Annotated in this window: 18 protein-coding genes; 7 read left to right on the top strand and 11 right to left on the bottom strand. The window is 72.3% G+C overall.

The annotated features are described in order from the left end of the window. Positions 1 to 19: 19 nt before the first annotated feature. Positions 20 to 223 carry a ferredoxin gene (locus ACFOWE_RS24015; protein ID WP_377291501.1) on the bottom strand — a complete coding sequence of 68 codons (204 nt, stop codon included), beginning with the start codon at positions 221 to 223 and terminating at the stop codon, positions 20 to 22. A 12-nt stretch (positions 224 to 235) separates the two neighbouring features. Further along, positions 236 to 685 (bottom strand): pyridoxamine 5'-phosphate oxidase family protein, encoded by a 450-nt coding sequence (locus tag ACFOWE_RS24010; protein ID WP_377291624.1) that lies wholly within the window; start codon positions 683 to 685, stop codon positions 236 to 238. 100 nt (positions 686 to 785) lie between these two features. On the opposite strand from ACFOWE_RS24010, the gene ACFOWE_RS24005 reads away from it, so the two are divergent. Continuing rightward, the gene (locus tag ACFOWE_RS24005) at positions 786 to 1445 is read left to right on the top strand and encodes a class I SAM-dependent methyltransferase (RefSeq protein ID WP_377291499.1); all 660 of its coding nucleotides are present in this window, start codon (positions 786 to 788) and stop codon (positions 1443 to 1445) included. A gap of 53 nt (positions 1446 to 1498) precedes the next feature. Here the strand turns inward: ACFOWE_RS24005 and ACFOWE_RS24000 are convergent, their stop codons facing one another. Genes ACFOWE_RS24000 through ACFOWE_RS23990 form a run of 3 tightly spaced genes read right to left on the bottom strand, consistent with a single transcriptional unit; the run spans position 1499 to position 4680 of the window. After that, positions 1499 to 2689, bottom strand: coding sequence for a prenyltransferase (locus ACFOWE_RS24000; protein ID WP_377291497.1), 1191 nt, complete (start codon positions 2687 to 2689; stop codon positions 1499 to 1501). A gap of 4 nt (positions 2690 to 2693) precedes the next feature. Then, a complete protein-coding gene (locus ACFOWE_RS23995) occupies positions 2694 to 3407 on the bottom strand; it encodes a class I SAM-dependent methyltransferase (RefSeq protein ID WP_377291495.1) in 714 nt (237 codons plus the stop codon). Between the two features lie 28 nt (positions 3408 to 3435). Beyond that, positions 3436 to 4680: a glycosyltransferase family 4 protein gene (locus tag ACFOWE_RS23990; protein ID WP_377291493.1), complete on the bottom strand. Its 1245-nt coding sequence runs from the start codon at positions 4678 to 4680 to the stop codon at positions 3436 to 3438. A gap of 310 nt (positions 4681 to 4990) precedes the next feature. Here ACFOWE_RS23990 and ACFOWE_RS23985 point away from each other — a divergent pair, with 310 nt between their 5' ends. Continuing rightward, positions 4991 to 6019 carry a GDP-mannose 4,6-dehydratase gene (locus ACFOWE_RS23985; RefSeq protein WP_377291491.1) on the top strand — a complete coding sequence of 343 codons (1029 nt, stop codon included), beginning with the start codon at positions 4991 to 4993 and terminating at the stop codon, positions 6017 to 6019. A gap of 243 nt (positions 6020 to 6262) precedes the next feature. Then, positions 6263 to 6799: a DoxX family membrane protein gene (locus ACFOWE_RS23980; protein ID WP_377291489.1), complete on the top strand. Its 537-nt coding sequence runs from the start codon at positions 6263 to 6265 to the stop codon at positions 6797 to 6799. 82 nt (positions 6800 to 6881) lie between these two features. Here the strand turns inward: ACFOWE_RS23980 and ACFOWE_RS23975 are convergent, their stop codons facing one another. From ACFOWE_RS23975 to ACFOWE_RS23960, 4 genes are all read right to left on the bottom strand, one after another. Beyond that, positions 6882 to 7574, bottom strand: a complete 693-nt coding sequence (locus ACFOWE_RS23975) for a maleylpyruvate isomerase N-terminal domain-containing protein (protein WP_377291487.1) — start codon at positions 7572 to 7574, stop codon at positions 6882 to 6884. Between the two features lie 162 nt (positions 7575 to 7736). Continuing rightward, positions 7737 to 8057, bottom strand: a complete 321-nt coding sequence (locus ACFOWE_RS23970; protein WP_377291485.1) for a helix-turn-helix domain-containing protein — start codon at positions 8055 to 8057, stop codon at positions 7737 to 7739. Beyond that, positions 8054 to 8431: a type II toxin-antitoxin system RelE/ParE family toxin gene (locus tag ACFOWE_RS23965; protein ID WP_377291483.1), complete on the bottom strand. Its 378-nt coding sequence runs from the start codon at positions 8429 to 8431 to the stop codon at positions 8054 to 8056. The genes ACFOWE_RS23970 and ACFOWE_RS23965 overlap by 4 nt, the downstream gene beginning before the upstream one ends. A 135-nt stretch (positions 8432 to 8566) precedes the next feature. Continuing rightward, complete coding sequence (locus tag ACFOWE_RS23960) at positions 8567 to 9763, bottom strand: cytochrome P450 (protein ID WP_377291481.1); 1197 nt, start codon at positions 9761 to 9763, stop codon at positions 8567 to 8569. 613 nt (positions 9764 to 10376) lie between these two features. On the opposite strand from ACFOWE_RS23960, the gene ACFOWE_RS23955 reads away from it, so the two are divergent. From ACFOWE_RS23955 to ACFOWE_RS23940, 4 genes are all read left to right on the top strand, one after another. After that, complete coding sequence (locus ACFOWE_RS23955) at positions 10377 to 11219, top strand: fumarylacetoacetate hydrolase family protein (RefSeq protein WP_377291479.1); 843 nt, start codon at positions 10377 to 10379, stop codon at positions 11217 to 11219. A gap of 132 nt (positions 11220 to 11351) precedes the next feature. Further along, positions 11352 to 12698: an L-fuconate dehydratase gene (locus ACFOWE_RS23950; protein ID WP_377291477.1), complete on the top strand. Its 1347-nt coding sequence runs from the start codon at positions 11352 to 11354 to the stop codon at positions 12696 to 12698. Beyond that, positions 12695 to 13537: an SDR family NAD(P)-dependent oxidoreductase gene (locus tag ACFOWE_RS23945; RefSeq protein ID WP_377291475.1), complete on the top strand. Its 843-nt coding sequence runs from the start codon at positions 12695 to 12697 to the stop codon at positions 13535 to 13537. Before ACFOWE_RS23950 ends, ACFOWE_RS23945 begins: the two co-directional genes overlap by 4 nt. Positions 13538 to 13565: 28 nt before the next feature. Continuing rightward, positions 13566 to 14510 (top strand): aldo/keto reductase, encoded by a 945-nt coding sequence (locus tag ACFOWE_RS23940; protein WP_377291473.1) that lies wholly within the window; start codon positions 13566 to 13568, stop codon positions 14508 to 14510. A gap of 60 nt (positions 14511 to 14570) precedes the next feature. Here the strand turns inward: ACFOWE_RS23940 and ACFOWE_RS23935 are convergent, their stop codons facing one another. After that, positions 14571 to 15245 (bottom strand): FadR/GntR family transcriptional regulator, encoded by a 675-nt coding sequence (locus tag ACFOWE_RS23935; RefSeq protein WP_377291471.1) that lies wholly within the window; start codon positions 15243 to 15245, stop codon positions 14571 to 14573. A 144-nt stretch (positions 15246 to 15389) separates the two neighbouring features. Continuing rightward, entirely contained in the window at positions 15390 to 16547 is a 1158-nt protein-coding gene (locus ACFOWE_RS23930; RefSeq protein ID WP_377291469.1) for a steroid 3-ketoacyl-CoA thiolase, read from the bottom strand. Positions 16548 to 16570: the final 23 nt, after the last annotated feature.

Here is a 16570-nt window from a genome sequence, read left to right as displayed (position 1 = left end):
GTCCTCCTGGGTCGGGGCCCTACTCCTGAGGGTTCTCCTCGAGGGACAGGGCGGCTTTGGGGCAGGACCGCACGGCGTGCCGGACGCGGTCCATCATCTCGGGCGGCGGCTCGGGCAGCAGCACGTGCAGCTGGTCGTCGTCGTCGACCTCGAAGACCTCGGGGGCGAGTCCCATGCAGACGGCATTGGCCTCGCAGACCAGATAATCGACCTTGATCTTCATGAGTGGGCCTCCTCAACCGGACTGGATCGGCGTGGCGAGCTTACGGTGATCCCACGAGATCACTCGAGTGGGCTCGACCACGAAGGCGACCCTTTTACGGCCGGTGTGGGCGACGTACTCGGACAGCAGCTCCTCGGAGTCCGGCATCCCGCTCATCCGCCGGGCCACGCTCATGCCGACGCGCAGGACGCCGTCGGGCTCGTCGATCCGGTGCGCGATGCCGTAGATCAGGACGCCGCGCAGCTCGTCGTAGTCGTCTCCGGCCTCGATCAGGCAGCTCACCCGGGCGTCTCGCTGGATGTTCAGCGTCTTCTGGGCCTTGCCGTAGGTCCAGAACGTGATCCTACCTTCGTCCAGCCCGTAGAACATGGTCACCATGTGGGGCGTTCCGTCAGGGTTGATCGTTCCTAGCTGAAGCTTCCGTGCGGCGGCGAGGAAGGACGCGACCTCTTCGTCGGACATCGCTATGCGAGCGCGCTGGTTCACGGTGAAAGTAGAACATGTTCCATGGGGTCGGGCAAGGGTCGTTCCGAATCTCATTCGGTATGGGTAGGCTGCTCCGATGAGCAACGCCACCGAGTCTTCCCGCATGCCCGCGGACCTGCTGCAGGCCGCCCGGCGCGCCAAGGGCTTCATGCCCCCCGCAGAGGGACTCGCCCTGTTCGAGACCGCGCTCGAGTACGGCTCGCGCGGCCCGATCTGCGAGATCGGCACCTACTGCGGCAAGTCCGCCATCTACCTGGGCGCGGCGGCCCGCCAGTGCGGCTCCGTCGTCGTCACCGTGGACCACCACCGGGGCTCGGAGGAGATCCAGCCGGGCTGGGCGCACCACGACCCCACGCTCGTCGATCCCCGCTTCGGCAAGATGGACTCCCTGCCCACCTTCCGGGAGACGATCGCCGCGGCCGGGCTGGAGGAGGAGGTCATCGCGGTCGTCGGCCGCTCCGAGCGGGTCGCCGCGCTCTGGAACACCCCGCTGGCCATGCTGTTCATCGACGGAGGCCATTCCGAGGAGCCGGTGACCGCGGACTACGAGGGCTGGGCCCCGCACGTGATGCGGGGCGGGGCGCTGGTCTTCCACGACGTCTACCCGGACCCGGCCGACGGCGGGCAGGCGCCGTACCGGGTCTACCAGCGGGTGCTCGCCTCGGGCGCGTTCAAGGAGGTCCGGCACGAGGGCTCGCTCCGGGTGCTGGAGCGGATCGCCCCCGGCATCGGCTGAGGTTCCGGCCCGCATCCGGCGCGGTCCGGGCGCCGGGGCGGGCCGGGGGACCGTCAGCCGCGGGAGCGGGCGTGGCTGCAGCCGCAGGCCGCGGTGGGCCGGTCGGCGCCGTCCGCCTGCCGGCCGGCGTCCCGGAAGACGCCCGAGCCGGCGGTGTGGCCGTACAGCGCGTCGGCGGCGAGCACGACGGCGGCCGCGGTGTAGGCCGAGCGCTCGTGCGGGAAGTGCTTGCGGTTCACGAACTGCCAGCCGGTCCAGTAGGAGCCGTCCTCGTGCCGCAGGTGCTGCATGTCGGTGAAGAGCCGCACCGCCCGCTCGCGCTCGCCCAGCGCGTCCAGGGCCAGCGCCAGCTCGCAGGTCTCCGCCCCGGTCACCCAGGGCTGGTCGGAGACGCAGCGGATGCCCAGGCCCGGCACGACGAAGGTGTCCCACTCCTCGGCCAGCCGGGCGTGGGCCGCCGGGCCGCGCAGCGCGCCGCCGAGGATCGGGTAGTACCAGTCCATCGACCAGCGGCTCTTGTCGGCGAAGGCCTCCGGGTGGGCGGCCAGCACGTGGGCGAGCTGGTCGGCCGCGAGCTCCCAGTCGGGCTGCGGGTCGCCCAGGCGGTCGCCGAGCAGCACGCCGCAGCGCAGGCCCTGGTGGATGGAGGCGCACCCGGTCAGCAGGGCGTAGGAGGCGGCCCGGCCGTCCGCGGCCCGCTCCCAGACGATCTCGCCCCGGGTGGTCTGCAGGCCCACCACGAAGTCGAGGGCGGAGCGCACGACGGGCCACATCTCGCGGGCGAAGGCCTCGTCACCGGTGACCAGCAGCTCGTGCCAGACGCCGACGGCCACGTAGGCGGCGTGGTTCGACTCCCCGCCGTGCTCGACCGCCTCGCCGCCGACCAGCTTCATCGGCCAGGACCCGTCGGTCCGCTGGGTGCGGACGAGCCAGTCGTACCCGCGCCGGACCTGCTCGGTCAGCCCGGCCACGCTCATCGCCATCAGGCACTCGACGTGGTTCCAGGCGTCCACGTGGCCCTCGGGCCACGGCACGCCGCCGTCGGCCTCCTGCACGGCCGCGATGCTGCGCGCGGTCTGCACGATCCGGTCCCAGCCGACGGGCGGCTCGTCGTCCCGGTCCCAGCCGGTGGGCGGCTCACCGCCGGCGAGCCGCCCGGTCACCGCGGGCGGCTCGCCGCCCTCGTCCGTCACATCGGCGGGCCCGTCGTACGGCCCGCCGCTCCGCTCGCCCCCTGCCGTCATGGCGTCAGGCGGGCTTCCGTACGTAGAGCACGACGCTCTTGCCGATGACCGGGTTGAGCAGGGCCTCGGCGATGCGGGTGGCCGCCGGGCGCTTCATGATGTCCCAGACGAGCAGCTCGTGGTAGGCCTTGGCCAGCGGGTGGTCGTCGTTGTTCACCCCGACGGCGCACTTGATCCACCAGTACGGCGCGTGCAGGCCGTGGGCGTGGTGGTGCGGGCCGATGACGAAGCCGGTGGCCTTCAGCTTCGCGCCGAGCTCGGCGAGCGTGTAGATCCGCACGTGCCCGCCGGGGGCGGTGTGGTAGTCCTCGTCCAGCGCCCAGCAGATCCGCTCGGGCAGGAAGCTCGGCACCGTGATCGCGGCCAGGCCGCCCGGCTTGAGCACCCGGAAGATCTCCCGCATCGCGGCCATGTCGTCGGGGATGTGCTCCAGGACCTCGGCGGCGATCACCCGGTCGAAGCTCGCGTCGTCGAAGGGCATGTCCAGTGCGTCGCCGGTCACGGTCTCGGCGGTCGCCTCGTCGGGCACCTCGCCGGCCTGCTCCATCGCGGCGAACATGGTCGCCACGCCCTTCAGCTCCTCGGCGTCCATGTCGAACGCCACCACGTCGGCGCCCCGGCGCAGCACCTCGAAGGCGTGCCGCCCGCCGCCGCAGCCGAGATCGAGGACTCGGTTCCCGGGCCCGACGGGCAACCGGCCGAAGTCGACAGTCAGCACTTGCCGCTCCTTGCAGGGATGGTGGTGATCACTTCGCGTGCCGGGCCCGGATGGCCTCTCGGTAGGCCTCCACGGTCCGCTGCGCCACGACGTTCCAGGTGAAGCGCTCCATGGCGCGCTCGTAGCCGCGTCTGCCGACCTCCGCCCGCTCCTCGGGCGAGTCGTGCAGGCGGCGCAGCACGGCGGCCAGCTCCTCCGGGTCGCCGGGCGTGACCTGCACCGCGGCGTCGCCGACGACCTCGGGCAGGGCTCCGGTCCGGGAGGCGACGAGCGGGGTCCCGGAGGCCATGTGCTCCACGGCGGGCAGCGAGAAGCCCTCGTAGAGCGAGGGGACGACCGCGATCTCCGAGGTGGCGATCAGCTCGCCCAGCTCCTCGTCGGAGATGCCGTGCACGAACCGGACCCGGTCGGCCAGGGAGAGCTCGGCCACCAGCTTCTCGGTCGGGCCGCCGGGCGTCGGCTTGCTGACCACGGTCAGGTTCACGTCGCGCTCGGTGGCGAGCTTGGCGACCGCCCGCAGCAGCGTCGCGACGCCCTTCATCGGGGAGTCGGCGCTGGCCACGGCGACGATCGAGCCGGGGCGCTTGGGCAGCTCCGGGCGCGGGTGGAAGTAGCGGGTGTCCACGCCCAGCGGGATGAGCCGCATGTTGGCCTGGGGGACGTTGAAGTCGCGGTGGATGTCGGCGAGGGAGGACTCGCTGACGGTCAGGATCGGGTTCAGCCGGGGGGCGACCCGGGCCTGCATCCGCACGAAGCCGTACCAGCGCCGCATGGAGAACTGCTTGCGCAGGGGGGCGGCCTTCAGCTCGATGCGCCGGTCCACGCTGATCGGGTGGTGGATGGTGCCGACCACCGGGAAGAGCTTCTGGATGCCGAGCAGGCCGTACCCGAGCGTCTGGTTGTCCTGGACGACGTCGAAGTCGCCGACCCGCCTGGCCAGCTCGCGGCGGGCCCGCAGGGTGAAGGTCAGCGGCTCGGGGAAGCCGGCGGTCCACATGGTCGCGACCTCGAGCACGTCGATCCAGTCGCGGAACTCGCGCAGCCCGGGCGTGCGGAAGGGGTCCTCGTCGCGGTAGAGGTCCAGGCTGGGGACCTTGTTGAGGATGACGCCCTCGTCGAGCTCGGGGTACGGCTGGCCGGAGAAGACCTCGACGTGATGACCGAGGGCGACCAGCTCCCGGCTCAGGTGGCGCAGGTAGACACCCTGGCCGCCGCAGGTCGGCTTGCTCCGGTAGGACAGCAACGCGATCCGCAGCGAGTCCGCACCTGGCACGGCAACCCCTTCCTCACCCTGTCCGGGTGCGGACAGGTACCGTGAAAGATGACCTTAGACCTCGGACCCTACCATTTGGTAGGTCTCACGCTTCTAATGTGGAATTGTGCTCAGTGTCACTTCCAAGGCGCGCAAGCTGCGATGTTGGCCTGTCCGAGCATGATTCGGTGTAACAGGTTCTACTAGGGGCGCGAGACGCGCTATGGTGCCCGTACCCGGGCAGGGCGGTACATTCGCCAGTCAACGGCACACTGTTCGGGCGCACCCGAGTGCGGGCGCGGCGCCCCGCCCGACGAGCGAGGAGGACGCCTTGGCCAGGCGCGCGCTGATCACCGGCATCACCGGGCAGGACGGTTCTTACCTGGCGGAGCATCTGCTGAGCGAGGGCTACGAGGTCTGGGGCCTCGTGCGCGGGCAGGCCAACCCGCGTGTCTCCCGGGTGCGCAAGCTCCTGGCGGACGTCCAGCTCGTCCGCGGCGACCTGCTCGACCAGGGCTCGCTGATCTCCGCGGTGGAGAAGGTCCGCCCCGACGAGGTCTACAACCTGGGCGCCATCTCGTTCGTGCCGATGTCGTGGGAGCAGGCCGAGCTCACCGGCGAGGTGACCGGCATGGGCGTGCTGCGCATGCTGGAGGCCATCCGGGTCTGCTCGGGGATCTCCGCCTCCCGCACCCCGGGCGCGAGCGGGCAGATCCGCTTCTACCAGGCGTCGTCGTCGGAGATGTTCGGCCAGGTCAGGGAGACCCCGCAGACCGAGACCACGCCCTTCCACCCGCGCTCGCCGTACGGCGTGGCCAAGGCCTACGGCCACTTCCTGACCCAGAACTACCGTGAGTCCTACGGGATGTTCGCCGTCAGCGGCATCCTGTTCAACCACGAGTCCCCGCGCCGCGGCGCCGAGTTCGTCACCCGGAAGGTCTCCCTCGGGGCGGCCCGCATCAAGCTGGGGATGGCCGCGGAGCTGCGCCTGGGCAACCTGGAGGCCCGCCGCGACTGGGGCTACGCGGGCGACTACGCCCGGGCGATGCACCTGATGCTCCAGGCGGACACGCCCGAGGACTACGTGATCGGCACCGGCCGCACCCACTCGGTGCGGGAGCTGGTCGAGGCCGCCTTCTCCGCCGCCGGTCTCGACTGGGAGCGGTACGTGGTCTGCGACCAGACGCTGCACCGCCCGGCCGAGGTCGACCTGCTCTGCGCCGACCCGAAGAAGGCGCGGGCGCAGCTCGGCTGGGAGCCCTCGGTCTCCTTCGAGGAGCTGGTGGCCATGATGGTCGAGTCCGACATCCGCCTCCTGTCCGAGGGCGGCGACCCCGAGCAGGACTCCTCCTGGCCCTGACGGGCGTACGGCTCCGGGCCGCCCCGGTCCGGGCGGGTGGTCCCGGACCATGCCGACCTTGGCGACGTGCCATCCGATGTTTCCTTTCCCCAGGCAGGGGCATGCGGCAGCGATAGGGCGATATGTCTGGATATGCCGCTGCTCCGGTCTGCGACGCCGGGGTACCGGTGTTCCGGCCCGCGCCCTGTCCCGCCGCGGACGACGGGTCCGGGCGGGAGAAGACGTCGGAGGGGGAGTCGTCCCATGGCAACCGTTTACTCGCAGGGGCCCGATGCCCCTGCCGCCCCGGCGCGCTCGTCCGCCGCGGACAAGGTCTGGGCCGTGACCCGCATCGCGCTCGGCTGGATCTTCCTCTGGGCCTTCCTGGACAAGCTGCTCGGCCTGGGCTTCTCCACGCCGAGCGAGAGGTCCTGGCTCAACGGCGGCAGCCCGACCACTGGCTTCCTCAAGGGGAGTGGAGAGAACATGTTCGGCGGGTTCTTCTCCAGCCTGGCCGGGCAGGCCTGGGTGGACTGGCTGTTCATGATCGGCCTGCTCGGCGTCGGCCTCGCGCTGATCCTGGGCATCGGTATGAAGATCGCGGCCGTCGCCGGCGCCGTGATGATGGTCCTCATGTGGCTGGCCGCGCTGCCGCTGGAGACCAACCCGATCATCGACGACCACATCATCTACGCCCTCGTGCTGGCCGGTCTCGCCCTGTCGCGAGCCGGCGACACCTGGGGCCTCGGCCGCCAGTGGGGCCGCACCGGCCTGGTCCGCAAGAACCCCGTCCTCAGGTGACCGGCGCCCCGCCGTGACGTACGGCTCCCGGCCGCACGGCGGGGTGCCCGGCCGGGAAGCGCCCGGCGACCCGGCGCGTCCCTCAGCCGAGGAGCGGGAACCGGTCCGCCACCGCGCCGAGGCGCTCGCGCTCGCTTCCGGTCAGCGGCACACGCCCGCTGCCCTTGAGCGCGTAGGCCACGTCGTCCCAGGCGGCGCCCGCGGGCGCTCCGGCGAGACCGTCGAAGGTGCGCCGGACGACGGCCAGCGCCGAGGCCGGGGGCGGCGGGGCCGTGTCGACGCCGGCGGTCACGTCGAGGTGGTGGATCGCCGCCTCCACCGCCCACTCGGCGAGGAGGTCCGCCACGGCCAGGCTCCGGCCGTACTGCTCGACGCGGGCCCCTTCCGGCACCGTTCCCGCCTGCCGGACCGCCGCGCGTACGGCGGGCGACATGTGCGCGACGAGGGCGCTCGGCCTCCGGTACGCCGAGGCGACCAGGCGCACGAAACGCAGGTGCGCCAGAGCGCCCTCCTCGTCGCCGCCCCCGTCCCGCCACACGGACACGAAGTCGGTGTCCGGCTCCGCGTCCGCCGGTGTGGCGAGGGCGACGAGCACGTCCTGGACGCCGAGGTGCAGGTGGCAGAGCACGTCGCCGACCGACCAGCCGCGGCAGCGGCTCGGTCCGGTCAGCGACCTGTCATCGAGCGAGGCGGCCAGCTCGTCCAGCGCGGTGAACGCCTCGGTGAACGCGGTCAGCGCCACCTCGTGGGAGATCGGTTCCGGGGACGTCCTCATGGTCGAGCATGATCGCATGCCGTATCCGGTGCGGGGCACGGCCTCCCGCGGCCGGCGGGGTGACCGGTCCGCGGGATCCGGGGTCAGGCGAGGGTGACCGGGAGCTCCTTGATGCCGTTGATGAAGTTGGAGCGGAGGCGGCGGGCCGGTGGGCCCCTGCGGTCAGCTGACCTTCAGCTGCTCGTCTCCGAAGTCGGCTACGAGCTTGAGGGTGCCGCCGAGCGCGGCCACGTAGCGGTCGAGGACCTCCCTGGTGGAGACGTCGCCCTTCTCGATCTGGGATACCCGAGCGATGGAGACGCCCATGCGCTCGGCCACCTGAGCCTGAGTGAGGCCGCGGCGTTTGCGCATCTCACCCAGCCGCCATCCCTGCGCCTGGGCGCGCTGTTGCCGTACTTCGCTCTCGAACTGCTCGGGACCACCGGCGATTTCGATCGCCCGCTCCAGGTGGCCGCTCTCACGCCACCTGCGGTAGTTGCTCACCGGTCCATCTCCTTCTGTCGTTCCACCAGATAGAGCTCGTACAGCAGCTCGGCTCGCGGTACAGCCGTCCGGTACCAGCGTTCCCAGTTACCTGCTTTGTCACCGGCCACCAGCAAGATGGCGGCCCTCCAGGGATCGAAGACGAACAGGATACGGATCTCGCTGCGGCCTGCGGAGCCCGGCCTGAGCTCTTTCATGTTGGGAATCTTGGAGCCTGTGATCGTGTCCACGAGTGGGCGGCCCTCTGCGGGACCGTTGCGTTCCAATATCAAGATGGCCTGGTTGACCAGCTTGTAGGAAACGGGATCGGTCTCGCTCAGAGTGTCGAGGAATTCTCCCACTTCATCGGTGAAGAAGATCTCCCACTCGTCCACCGGGTCTCCTCGCGGCAGTCATCGTAGTTAAGAATATTCTAAATACGGTGAGTCTCGAAGACGGTGGACTCGGCAGAAGTTCTCGAGAGGAGAATGCCCCGTCGGTCAGTGGGATGCCGATCGGCGGGGCGGGCTTCAGGCGAGGGTGACCGGCAGTTCCTTGATGCCGTTGATGAAGTTGGAGCGGAGGCGGCGGGCCGGGCCGGCCTGGGAGATCTTCGGCAGCCGGTCGGCCAGGGTCTCGAAGAGCACCCGCAGCTCCAGCTTGGCCAGGTGGTTGCCGAGGCAGAAGTGGGCCCCGCCGCCGCCGAAGCCGATGTGCGGGTTGGGGTCGCGGCCGATGTCGAAGACGTCCGGGGAGTCGAAGACGGACTCGTCCCGGTTGGCCGAGGGGTAGAAGACCACGATCTTGTCGTTCTCGCGGACCGGCTGCCCTCCGATCACCGTGTCGGCGGTCGCCGTGCGGCGGAAGAGGTTGACCGGGGAGACCCAGCGGACGATCTCCTCGGCCGCGGTGGGGGCGAGCCCCGGCTCGGCCACCAGCCGGGCCCACTGCTCCGGATGCTCGAAGAAGGTCAGCATGCCGCCGGAGGCGGCGTTGCGGGTCGTCTCGTTGCCCGCGACCACCAGGAGCAGCACGAACAGGTCGAACTCGTGCTCGTCGAGCGCCTCGCCGTTCTCGGCGGGCTGCAGGAGCCTGGTGATGATGTCGTCGCGCGGCTCCGCGCGCCGCCGGGCGGCCAGCTCGTTGGCGTAGGCGTAGACCTCCATGGCGGCGGCGTGGCCCTCGGCCGGCTCGGTGGCGTAGTCGGGGTCCTCGGCCCCGATCATCCGGTTGGACCAGTTGAAGAGCTTGTCGCGGTCCTCGACGGGGGCGCCGAGCAGCTCGCAGATCACGTAGAGCGGGAGTGGGGCGGCGATGTCCCGGACGAAGTCGACCGAGTCGCGGCCCTTGGCCTCGTCCACCAGGTCGTTGCAGATGTCGCGGATGTGCTGCTCCAGCCGCCCGATGATCCGGGGGGTGAAACCCCGGTTGACCAGGGAGCGGCGCCGGGTGTGCTCGGGGGGGTCCTGGTTGAGCATCATCATCCGCTGCATCTCGCGCTCCTCCTCCGGTATCTCGTTGAAGAGCGCGAGCCTGCGGTGGGAGGAGAACAGGTCCGAGTGGCGGGAGACGTGGACCACGTCGGCGTGCCGGGTGACCGCCCAGAAGGAGGGGCCGTCCGGGTCGGGGTGCCGGTGCACGGGGTCGTTGGCCCGCAACCAGGCGAACTGCTCGTGGGGAGGCCCGTACCGCGCGTAGAAGTCCTGGTCGATGAGGTTGATGTCCATCAGCGTTCTCCCACGTGGAGCGTACGGGCATGTCCTCGGCGGCACGGAGGGCGCGGAAACGTGGTCCCCGCGTCCCGGCCGCCGTCCTCCGGAGTAATTGATCAAACGCTTGGTTGACTACGTTTCTGAAACGTGTTCTATTACGGGCCCCCTGGACCGTCAAGGCGGTGTCCCGGCTGCCGGGACCGGTGGCGGTACGGCGCCGTCTACCCGCGGGTGCGCCTCTTTATCCGTGCTTGTCCGTGGTCATCCGTGCGAGGAGGGGGATCGCCAGGGACGCGGGCCGCGGAACCGGGGGCGGTGGCCGGCGGGGAGGGGTGCCGCGGTGACGAAAGTAAAACCCACAGGTAATTAGATCCGAGGTCTGATGTCTCTCGGTGCTTGTGTCGGGGATTCGTCGAACGACTCTCCGCCGCTCGGGCCGCTTGGAAGGCCTCCCGGTGCGGCTCCGCGGCCGGTCGGATCGCCCGCCGGATGACCGGGTTTATATGGATGGACCGCTGCTCCTGTCAGGTGGGGATCGCGTCCGGCCGTCGGCGGAGGGTTGACGGAGCGCGGCCGACCCGGCGAGCATCTTGGGCAAGACATCCGATGTATCGACGAGGGGCGCGGTGTGAAGCTGCTGCGAGTAGGACCGGCCGGTCAGGAGCGGGCGGCCGTCATGGACGGGGCCGGTGACCTCCGTGCGATCTCCGAGGAGATCGACGGGGCGTTCTTCGCGTCCGGAGGAGTGGCCCGGGTCCGCGCGGCCCTGGAGGCCGGCGAGCTGCCCGTCCTCGACGCCGCCGGCCTGCGGACCGGTCCGCCGGTCGCCCGGCCCGGCAAGATCGTGTGCATCGGGCTCAACTACCGCGACCACGCCGAGGAGACCGGCGCGCCGCTCCCCGCGGAGCCGGTGGTCTTCATGAAGGCCCCCAACACGGTCGTCGGGCCCGACGACGAGGTCCTCATCCCGCGCGGCAGCGTGAAGACCGACTGGGAGGTCGAGCTGGCCGTCGTCATCGGGGGCACGGCCCGCTATCTGGAGACGCACGAGGAGGCGCTGGCCGCGGTCGCGGGCTACACGATCTCCAACGACGTCTCCGAGCGGGAGTTCCAGCTGGAGCGCGGCGGGCAGTGGGACAAGGGCAAGTCCTGCGAGACCTTCAACCCCCTCGGTCCCTGGCTGGTCACGGCCGACGAGGTCCCCGACCCGCAGAACCTGGGCCTGCGCCTGTGGGTGGACGGGGAGCCGCGCCAGGACGGCACCACCGAGGACATGGTCTTCCCGGTGGCGGAGATCGTCCGCTACCTCAGCCGCTTCATGGTCCTGGAGCCCGGTGACGTCATCAACACCGGCACCCCCGCGGGCGTCGCGCTCGGCCGGGCCGGCACGCCGTACCTGCGGGCGGGCCAGGTCGTGGAGCTGGAGATCGACGGTCTGGGCCGCCAGCGCCAGACGGTGGGGCGGGCGTGAGCGAGCGGAGCGAGCGAACCATGAGCGCAGCAGCGTCGCTCGCGGGGCCGACGGAGGAGGCGACGTGAGCGAGCGGAGCGAGCGAACCATGAGCGCAGCAGCGTCGCTCGCGGGGCCGACGGAGGAGGCGACGTGAGCGACACCGCCGTCCCCGGGCCCGCCGCGCCCGCGGAGGGCCCGGTGGGCCCGGGACCCTACCGGATCACCTCGTTCACCTGCCACGACGTCCGCTTCCCGACCTCGCGGGAGCTCGACGGCTCCGACGCGATGCACCCGGACCCGGACTACTCGGCCGCCTATCTGGTGCTCCGCACCGACGACGGATTCGAGGGGTACGGCTTCGCCTTCACCATCGGGCGCGGCAACGAGGTGCAGACCGCCGCCGTCGAGGCGCTGGCGCCGTACGTGGTGGGCAGGGACGCCGAGGACCTCGGGGCGCTCGGGCGGGAGATGGTCCACGACTCCCAGCTGCGCTGGCTCGGACCGGAGAAGGGCGTCATGCACATGGCGATCTCCGCCGTGGTCAACGCGCTGTGGGACCTGAGGGCCAGGCGCGCCGGCAAGCCGCTCTGGCTCCTGCTCGGCGAGATGCCCCCGGAGGAGATCGTCGACCTGGTGGACTTCCGCTACCTCACCGACGCCCTCACCCGGGCCGAGGCGCTGGAGATCCTGCGCGCCGCCGAGCCCGGCCGGGCCGCGCGCGTCGCCCGCCTGCGGGAGCACGGCTATCCGGCCTACACCACCTCGCCCGGCTGGCTCGGCTACGACGACGCGAAGCTGCGCCGCCTCTGCGAGGAGGCGATGGCCGCCGGGTTCACCCAGATCAAGCTGAAGGTCGGCGCCGACCTGGAGGACGACCGTCGGCGCATGCGCGTCGCCCGCGAGACCTGCGGCGCGGACTTCCCGATCGCCGTCGACGCCAACCAGCGCTGGGACGTGGACTCCGCGATCGCCTGGGTGGGCGCGCTGGCCGAGTTCCGGCCGCACTGGGTGGAGGAGCCGACCAGCCCCGACGACGTGCTCGGCCACGCCGCCATCGCCAGGGCCGTCGCGCCGATCCCGGTCGCCACCGGCGAGCACGTGGCCAACCGCACGGTCTTCAAGCAGCTGCTGCAGGCCGGGGCGATCTCCTACCTGCAGCTCGACGCGGCCCGGGTCGCGGGCGTCAACGAGAACGTCGCGATCCTGCTGCTCGCGGCCAAGTTCGGCGTCCCGGTCTGCCCGCACGCCGGCGGCGTGGGCCTGTGCGAGCTGGTGCAGCACCTGTCGATGTTCGACTACGTCGCGGTCAGCGGCTCGATGGAGAACCGGGTGATCGAGTACGTAGACCACCTGCACGAGCACTTCGCCGACCCGGTGGTCATCAGGGACGGCTCCTACGTCGCGCCCGGCCGGCCCGGCTTCGGCGCGCGGATGCACGCGGCCTCCGTCGCCGCGTACTCCTATCCCGGCGGCGAGGTCTGGAGGTCACGCGGATGAGCGTCACGGAGATGAGGGTCATGGCGGCCGAGTTGGGCGGTCTGCGCGCGCTGGTCACCGGGGGCGGCTCCGGGATCGGCCTGGCCGCCGCCACCCTGCTCGCCGGGCGCGGCGCGGCGGTCGCCTGCCTGGACCTGAAGCCGCCGGCCGGACCGCTCGCGGGGCCGCCGACGGGGCCGGTGGGGCCGGTGGCGGGGCGGCCGGCGGCGTCACCGGCGCCGCCGCTGCTCGGCGTCACGGCCGACGTCACCGACGAGGAGCAGGTCCGCACGGCGGTCGCCGAGGCCGCCGGACGGCTGGGCGGCCTGGACATCCTGGTCAACAACGCCGGGATCGGCGCCACGGGGACGGTCGAGGACAACCCCTACGAGGAGTGGCTCCGCGTCCTGGACGTGAACGTGCTCGGCCTGGTCCGGGTGACCCGGGCGGCCCTGCCGTACCTGCGGAGGTCCGCGCACGCGGCGATCGTCAACACCTGCTCGATCGCGGCCACCGCCGGGCTCCCGCAGCGGGCGCTCTACAGCGCCTCCAAGGGCGCGGTGCAGTCGCTCACGCTCGCCATGGCCGCCGACCACCTGCACGAGGGCATCCGGGTCAACTGCGTCAACCCCGGCACCGCCGACACCCCGTGGGTGCAGCGGCTGCTGGACGCGGCGGACGACCCGGAGGCGGAGCGGGCGGCCCTGCGGGCACGGCAGCCGATGGGCCGCCTGGTGAGCGCGGAGGAGGTCGCCGCGGCGATCGCCCACCTCGCGAGCCCGCTGGCGGCCTCCACCACCGGGACGGCCCTGGCCGTGGACGGAGGCATGCAGGGCCTGCGGCCGCGACCCCGGTCCTGACCCGGCGCGTCCAGGGAAGGAGCGCGCGGTGGGCATCGGAGAGGACCTCGGCAGGTACGGCTTCGGCGGGGGCCCGATCGGCAACCTGTTCACGGCGGTGGACGACGCCACCGCGCACGCGGCGGTCGGCGCCGCCTACGAGGCGGGGATCCGGCTGTTCGACACCGCGCCGCACTACGGGCTCGGCCTGTCGGAACGGCGGCTCGGCGCGGCGCTGGCCGGCCGCCCCCGCGGCGCCTACACGCTCTCCACCAAGGTCGGCCGCCTGCTGGCGCCGGCGCCGGAGGGCGCCGGCAGGCGGGACGACGAGGGCTTCGACGTCCCGGCGGACCTGCGCCGGGTCCGCGACTACTCGCGCGACGGGGTACGGCGCTCGCTGGAGGAGAGCCTTCAGCGGCTCGGCCTGGACGCGGTCGACATCGTGCTGATCCACGACCCGGACGAGCACTGGGAGCAGGCCGTCTCCGAGGCGTACCCGGCCCTGGCCGAGCTGCGCGACCAGGGCGTCGTCCGGGCGATCGGGGCCGGCATGAACCAGTGGGAGATGCTCGCCCGGTTCGTCCGGGAGACCGACATGGACGTGGTGATGCTCGCCGGCCGGTACACGCTGCTCGACCGGTCGGCGGAGCGCGAGCTGCTCCCGCTCTGCGCGGAGCGCGGCGTCGCGGTGCTCGCGGCCGGGGTGTTCAACAGCGGGCTGCTGGCCACCCACGAGCCCTCCGGCACCTACGACTACGCCCCCGCCCCCGGGCCGCTGCTGGGGCGGGCCCGCCGGATCGCCGCGGTCTGCGAGCGCCACGGCGTCACCCTGCCCCAGGCCGCGCTGGCCTTCCCGCTCCGCCATCCCGCGGTCGTCTCGGTGGTCGCCGGGGCCCGCTCGCCCGCCGAGGTCACCCGCAACGCCGCCCTGGCCGCCGCTCCCGTGCCCGAGGAACTCTGGTCCGACCTCGCCGCCGAGGGCCTCCTGCGCTGAGCCGCTCACGTCCGTTCAGGCGAGTGTCCGGCGGAGCCACTCCTCGACCCCGGCGATCGTTCAGGCGAGTGTCCGGCGGAGCCACTCCTCGACCCCGGCGATGTGGACCGTGGCCCAGGCCCGGGCGACCTCCGGCTGGCGGGAGGCGATGGCGTCGCAGATCGCGGTGTGCTGCTCGCGGGTCTTCTCCAGCGCGCGCCCCTGGGTGAGCCCCCGCCAGACGCGCGCCCGGGTGGTCGGGCCGGACAGGCTCTCGATGAGCGAGCAGAGCACCGGGTTGCCCGAGCCCTCGGCGATGCGCCGATGGAAGCGGAGGTCGTTGGCGACGAGCTGCTCGACGGTCGGCTCCTCGGGCAGCTCGCCGAGGACGGCGCGCAGCTCGGCGACGTCGGCCTCGCTCATCCGGGCCGCGGCCATCGCGGTGGCCGCCGGCTCCAGGATCCGCCGGACCTGGAAGAACTGCAGGACTGTGTCGTCCCGGTGGAAGTCCACCACGAAGGAGAGCGCGTCCAGCAGCAGGCCGGGCTCCAGGCTGGTCACGTAGGTCCCGTCACCCTGGCGCACGTCCAGCACGTTGATCAGCGCCAGGGCCCGGACGGCCTCACGCAGCGAGTTGCGCGACAGACCGAGCCGCCCGGCGAGGTCGGCCTCCTTCGGCAGCCGGCTGCCCGGGGCGAGCTCGCCGGAGAGGATCATCTGCTTGATCTTGTCGATCGCGGCGTCGGTGACCGCCACGCCTCACCGTCCAGACTCGCCCGTGCATCGCATGCCCAGGAGTGTAGGGGGCCGAGGGCCCCGATGACCCGAAGGAGGCCGTGGGGGCCGGCGGGCGGTCGGCGGGGCGGTCGGCGGGGCGGCTCCCCGCCGGCCGGTGGGGGCCTACAGCCGCTCCAGGACGGTCGCGGTGGCCAGCGCCCCGCCCGCGCACATCGTGACCAGGGCGGTCGAGGAGTCGGAGCGCTCCAGCTCGTGCAGGGCGCCGGTGACCAGCCGGGCCCCGGTGGCGCCGACCGGGTGGCCGAGCGCGATGGCCCCGCCGCCCACGTTGACCCGGTCCATGTCCGGCGCGTGTACCGAGGCCCAGGAGAGCACCACCGAGGCGAACGCCTCGTTGACCTCGAAACGGTCGATGTCGCCCACCGTCATGCCGGTGTCGGCGAGGACCTTGGCCGTGGCGTCCACCGGGCCGTCCAGGTGGTAGTACGGCTCGGCGCCGACGAGCGCCTGGCCGCGGATCCGGGCCCGGGGACGCAGGCCGTGCCGGGCGGCGGCGGCCTCGCTCATCAGCAGCACCGCCGCCGCGCCGTCGGAGATCTGCGAGGAGGTGCCGGCGGTGTGCAGGCCGTCCTCCCCGAGGACCGGCCGGAGCCGCGCGAGCGTCTCCGCGGTGGTCTCGCGCAGGCCCTCGTCCCGGGTGACCGTACGGCTCTCCCCGGTCGGCGGTCCGCCGGGACCGAGGACCGGGGCGGTCACCGGGACGATCTCGCGCTCGTAGCGGCCGTCGGCCCACGCCTTGGCGGCCAGTTGCTGGGAGCGGGCGCCGAACCGGTCGAGGTCCTCGCGGGTCAGCCCGCGCCGGCGCGCGATCCGCTCGGCGGCGGTGAACTGGTCGGGCATGTCGAGGGACCAGTCGTCGGGCTTGGCGGTCGCGGGGAGGACGTTGCTGCCCAGCGGGACGCGGCTCATCACCTCGACGCCGCAGGCGACGCCGACGTCGATGACGCCCGAGTCGATGAGGGCGGCGGCGAGGTGGACGGCCTGCTGGGAGGAGCCGCACTGGGCGTCGACCGTGGTCACGCCCGTGGTGTGCGGCAGACCGGCGTACAGCCAGGCGTAGCGCCCGACGTGGCCGCCCTGCTCGCCGGCCTGGGTCACGCACCCGGCGAAGACCTGGCCGACGGCGGCCGGGTCGATCCCGGCCCGGTCCACCAGGCCGCGCAGCGCGAGGGCGAGCAGGGCCTGGGGCTTCAGCCAGGCCAGGGCGCCGCCCCGCTTGCCGATCGGGGTCCGCACGGCCTCGACGATCACCGCACTCATGCGCTCTCCTCGCCCCGCGGCCC

The sequence above is a fragment of the Planomonospora corallina genome (assembly GCF_042650625.1).
In the GTDB taxonomy this organism is placed as follows: domain Bacteria; phylum Actinomycetota; class Actinomycetes; order Streptosporangiales; family Streptosporangiaceae; genus Planomonospora_B; species Planomonospora_B corallina.
This window is presented reverse-complemented; position numbering and strand designations above follow the sequence as displayed.

Excerpts from the sequence above, each read along its gene's own strand:
- ACFOWE_RS24010 (WP_377291624.1), bottom strand. The coding sequence starts at position 685 with ATGTCCGACGAAGAGGTCGCGTCCTTCCTCGCCGCCGCACGGAAGCTT.
- ACFOWE_RS23945 (WP_377291475.1), top strand. The coding sequence starts at position 12,695 with ATGAGCGTCACGGAGATGAGGGTCATGGCGGCCGAGTTGGGCGGTCTG.
- ACFOWE_RS23975 (WP_377291487.1), bottom strand. The coding sequence starts at position 7,574 with ATGAGGACGTCCCCGGAACCGATCTCCCACGAGGTGGCGCTGACCGCG.
- ACFOWE_RS23930 (WP_377291469.1), bottom strand. The coding sequence starts at position 16,547 with ATGAGTGCGGTGATCGTCGAGGCCGTGCGGACCCCGATCGGCAAGCGG.
- ACFOWE_RS23980 (WP_377291489.1), top strand. The coding sequence starts at position 6,263 with ATGGCAACCGTTTACTCGCAGGGGCCCGATGCCCCTGCCGCCCCGGCG.
- ACFOWE_RS24000 (WP_377291497.1), bottom strand. The coding sequence starts at position 2,689 with ATGACGGCAGGGGGCGAGCGGAGCGGCGGGCCGTACGACGGGCCCGCC.
- ACFOWE_RS24005 (WP_377291499.1), top strand. The coding sequence starts at position 786 with ATGAGCAACGCCACCGAGTCTTCCCGCATGCCCGCGGACCTGCTGCAG.
- ACFOWE_RS23960 (WP_377291481.1), bottom strand. The coding sequence starts at position 9,763 with ATGGACATCAACCTCATCGACCAGGACTTCTACGCGCGGTACGGGCCT.
- ACFOWE_RS24015 (WP_377291501.1), bottom strand. The coding sequence starts at position 223 with ATGAAGATCAAGGTCGATTATCTGGTCTGCGAGGCCAATGCCGTCTGC.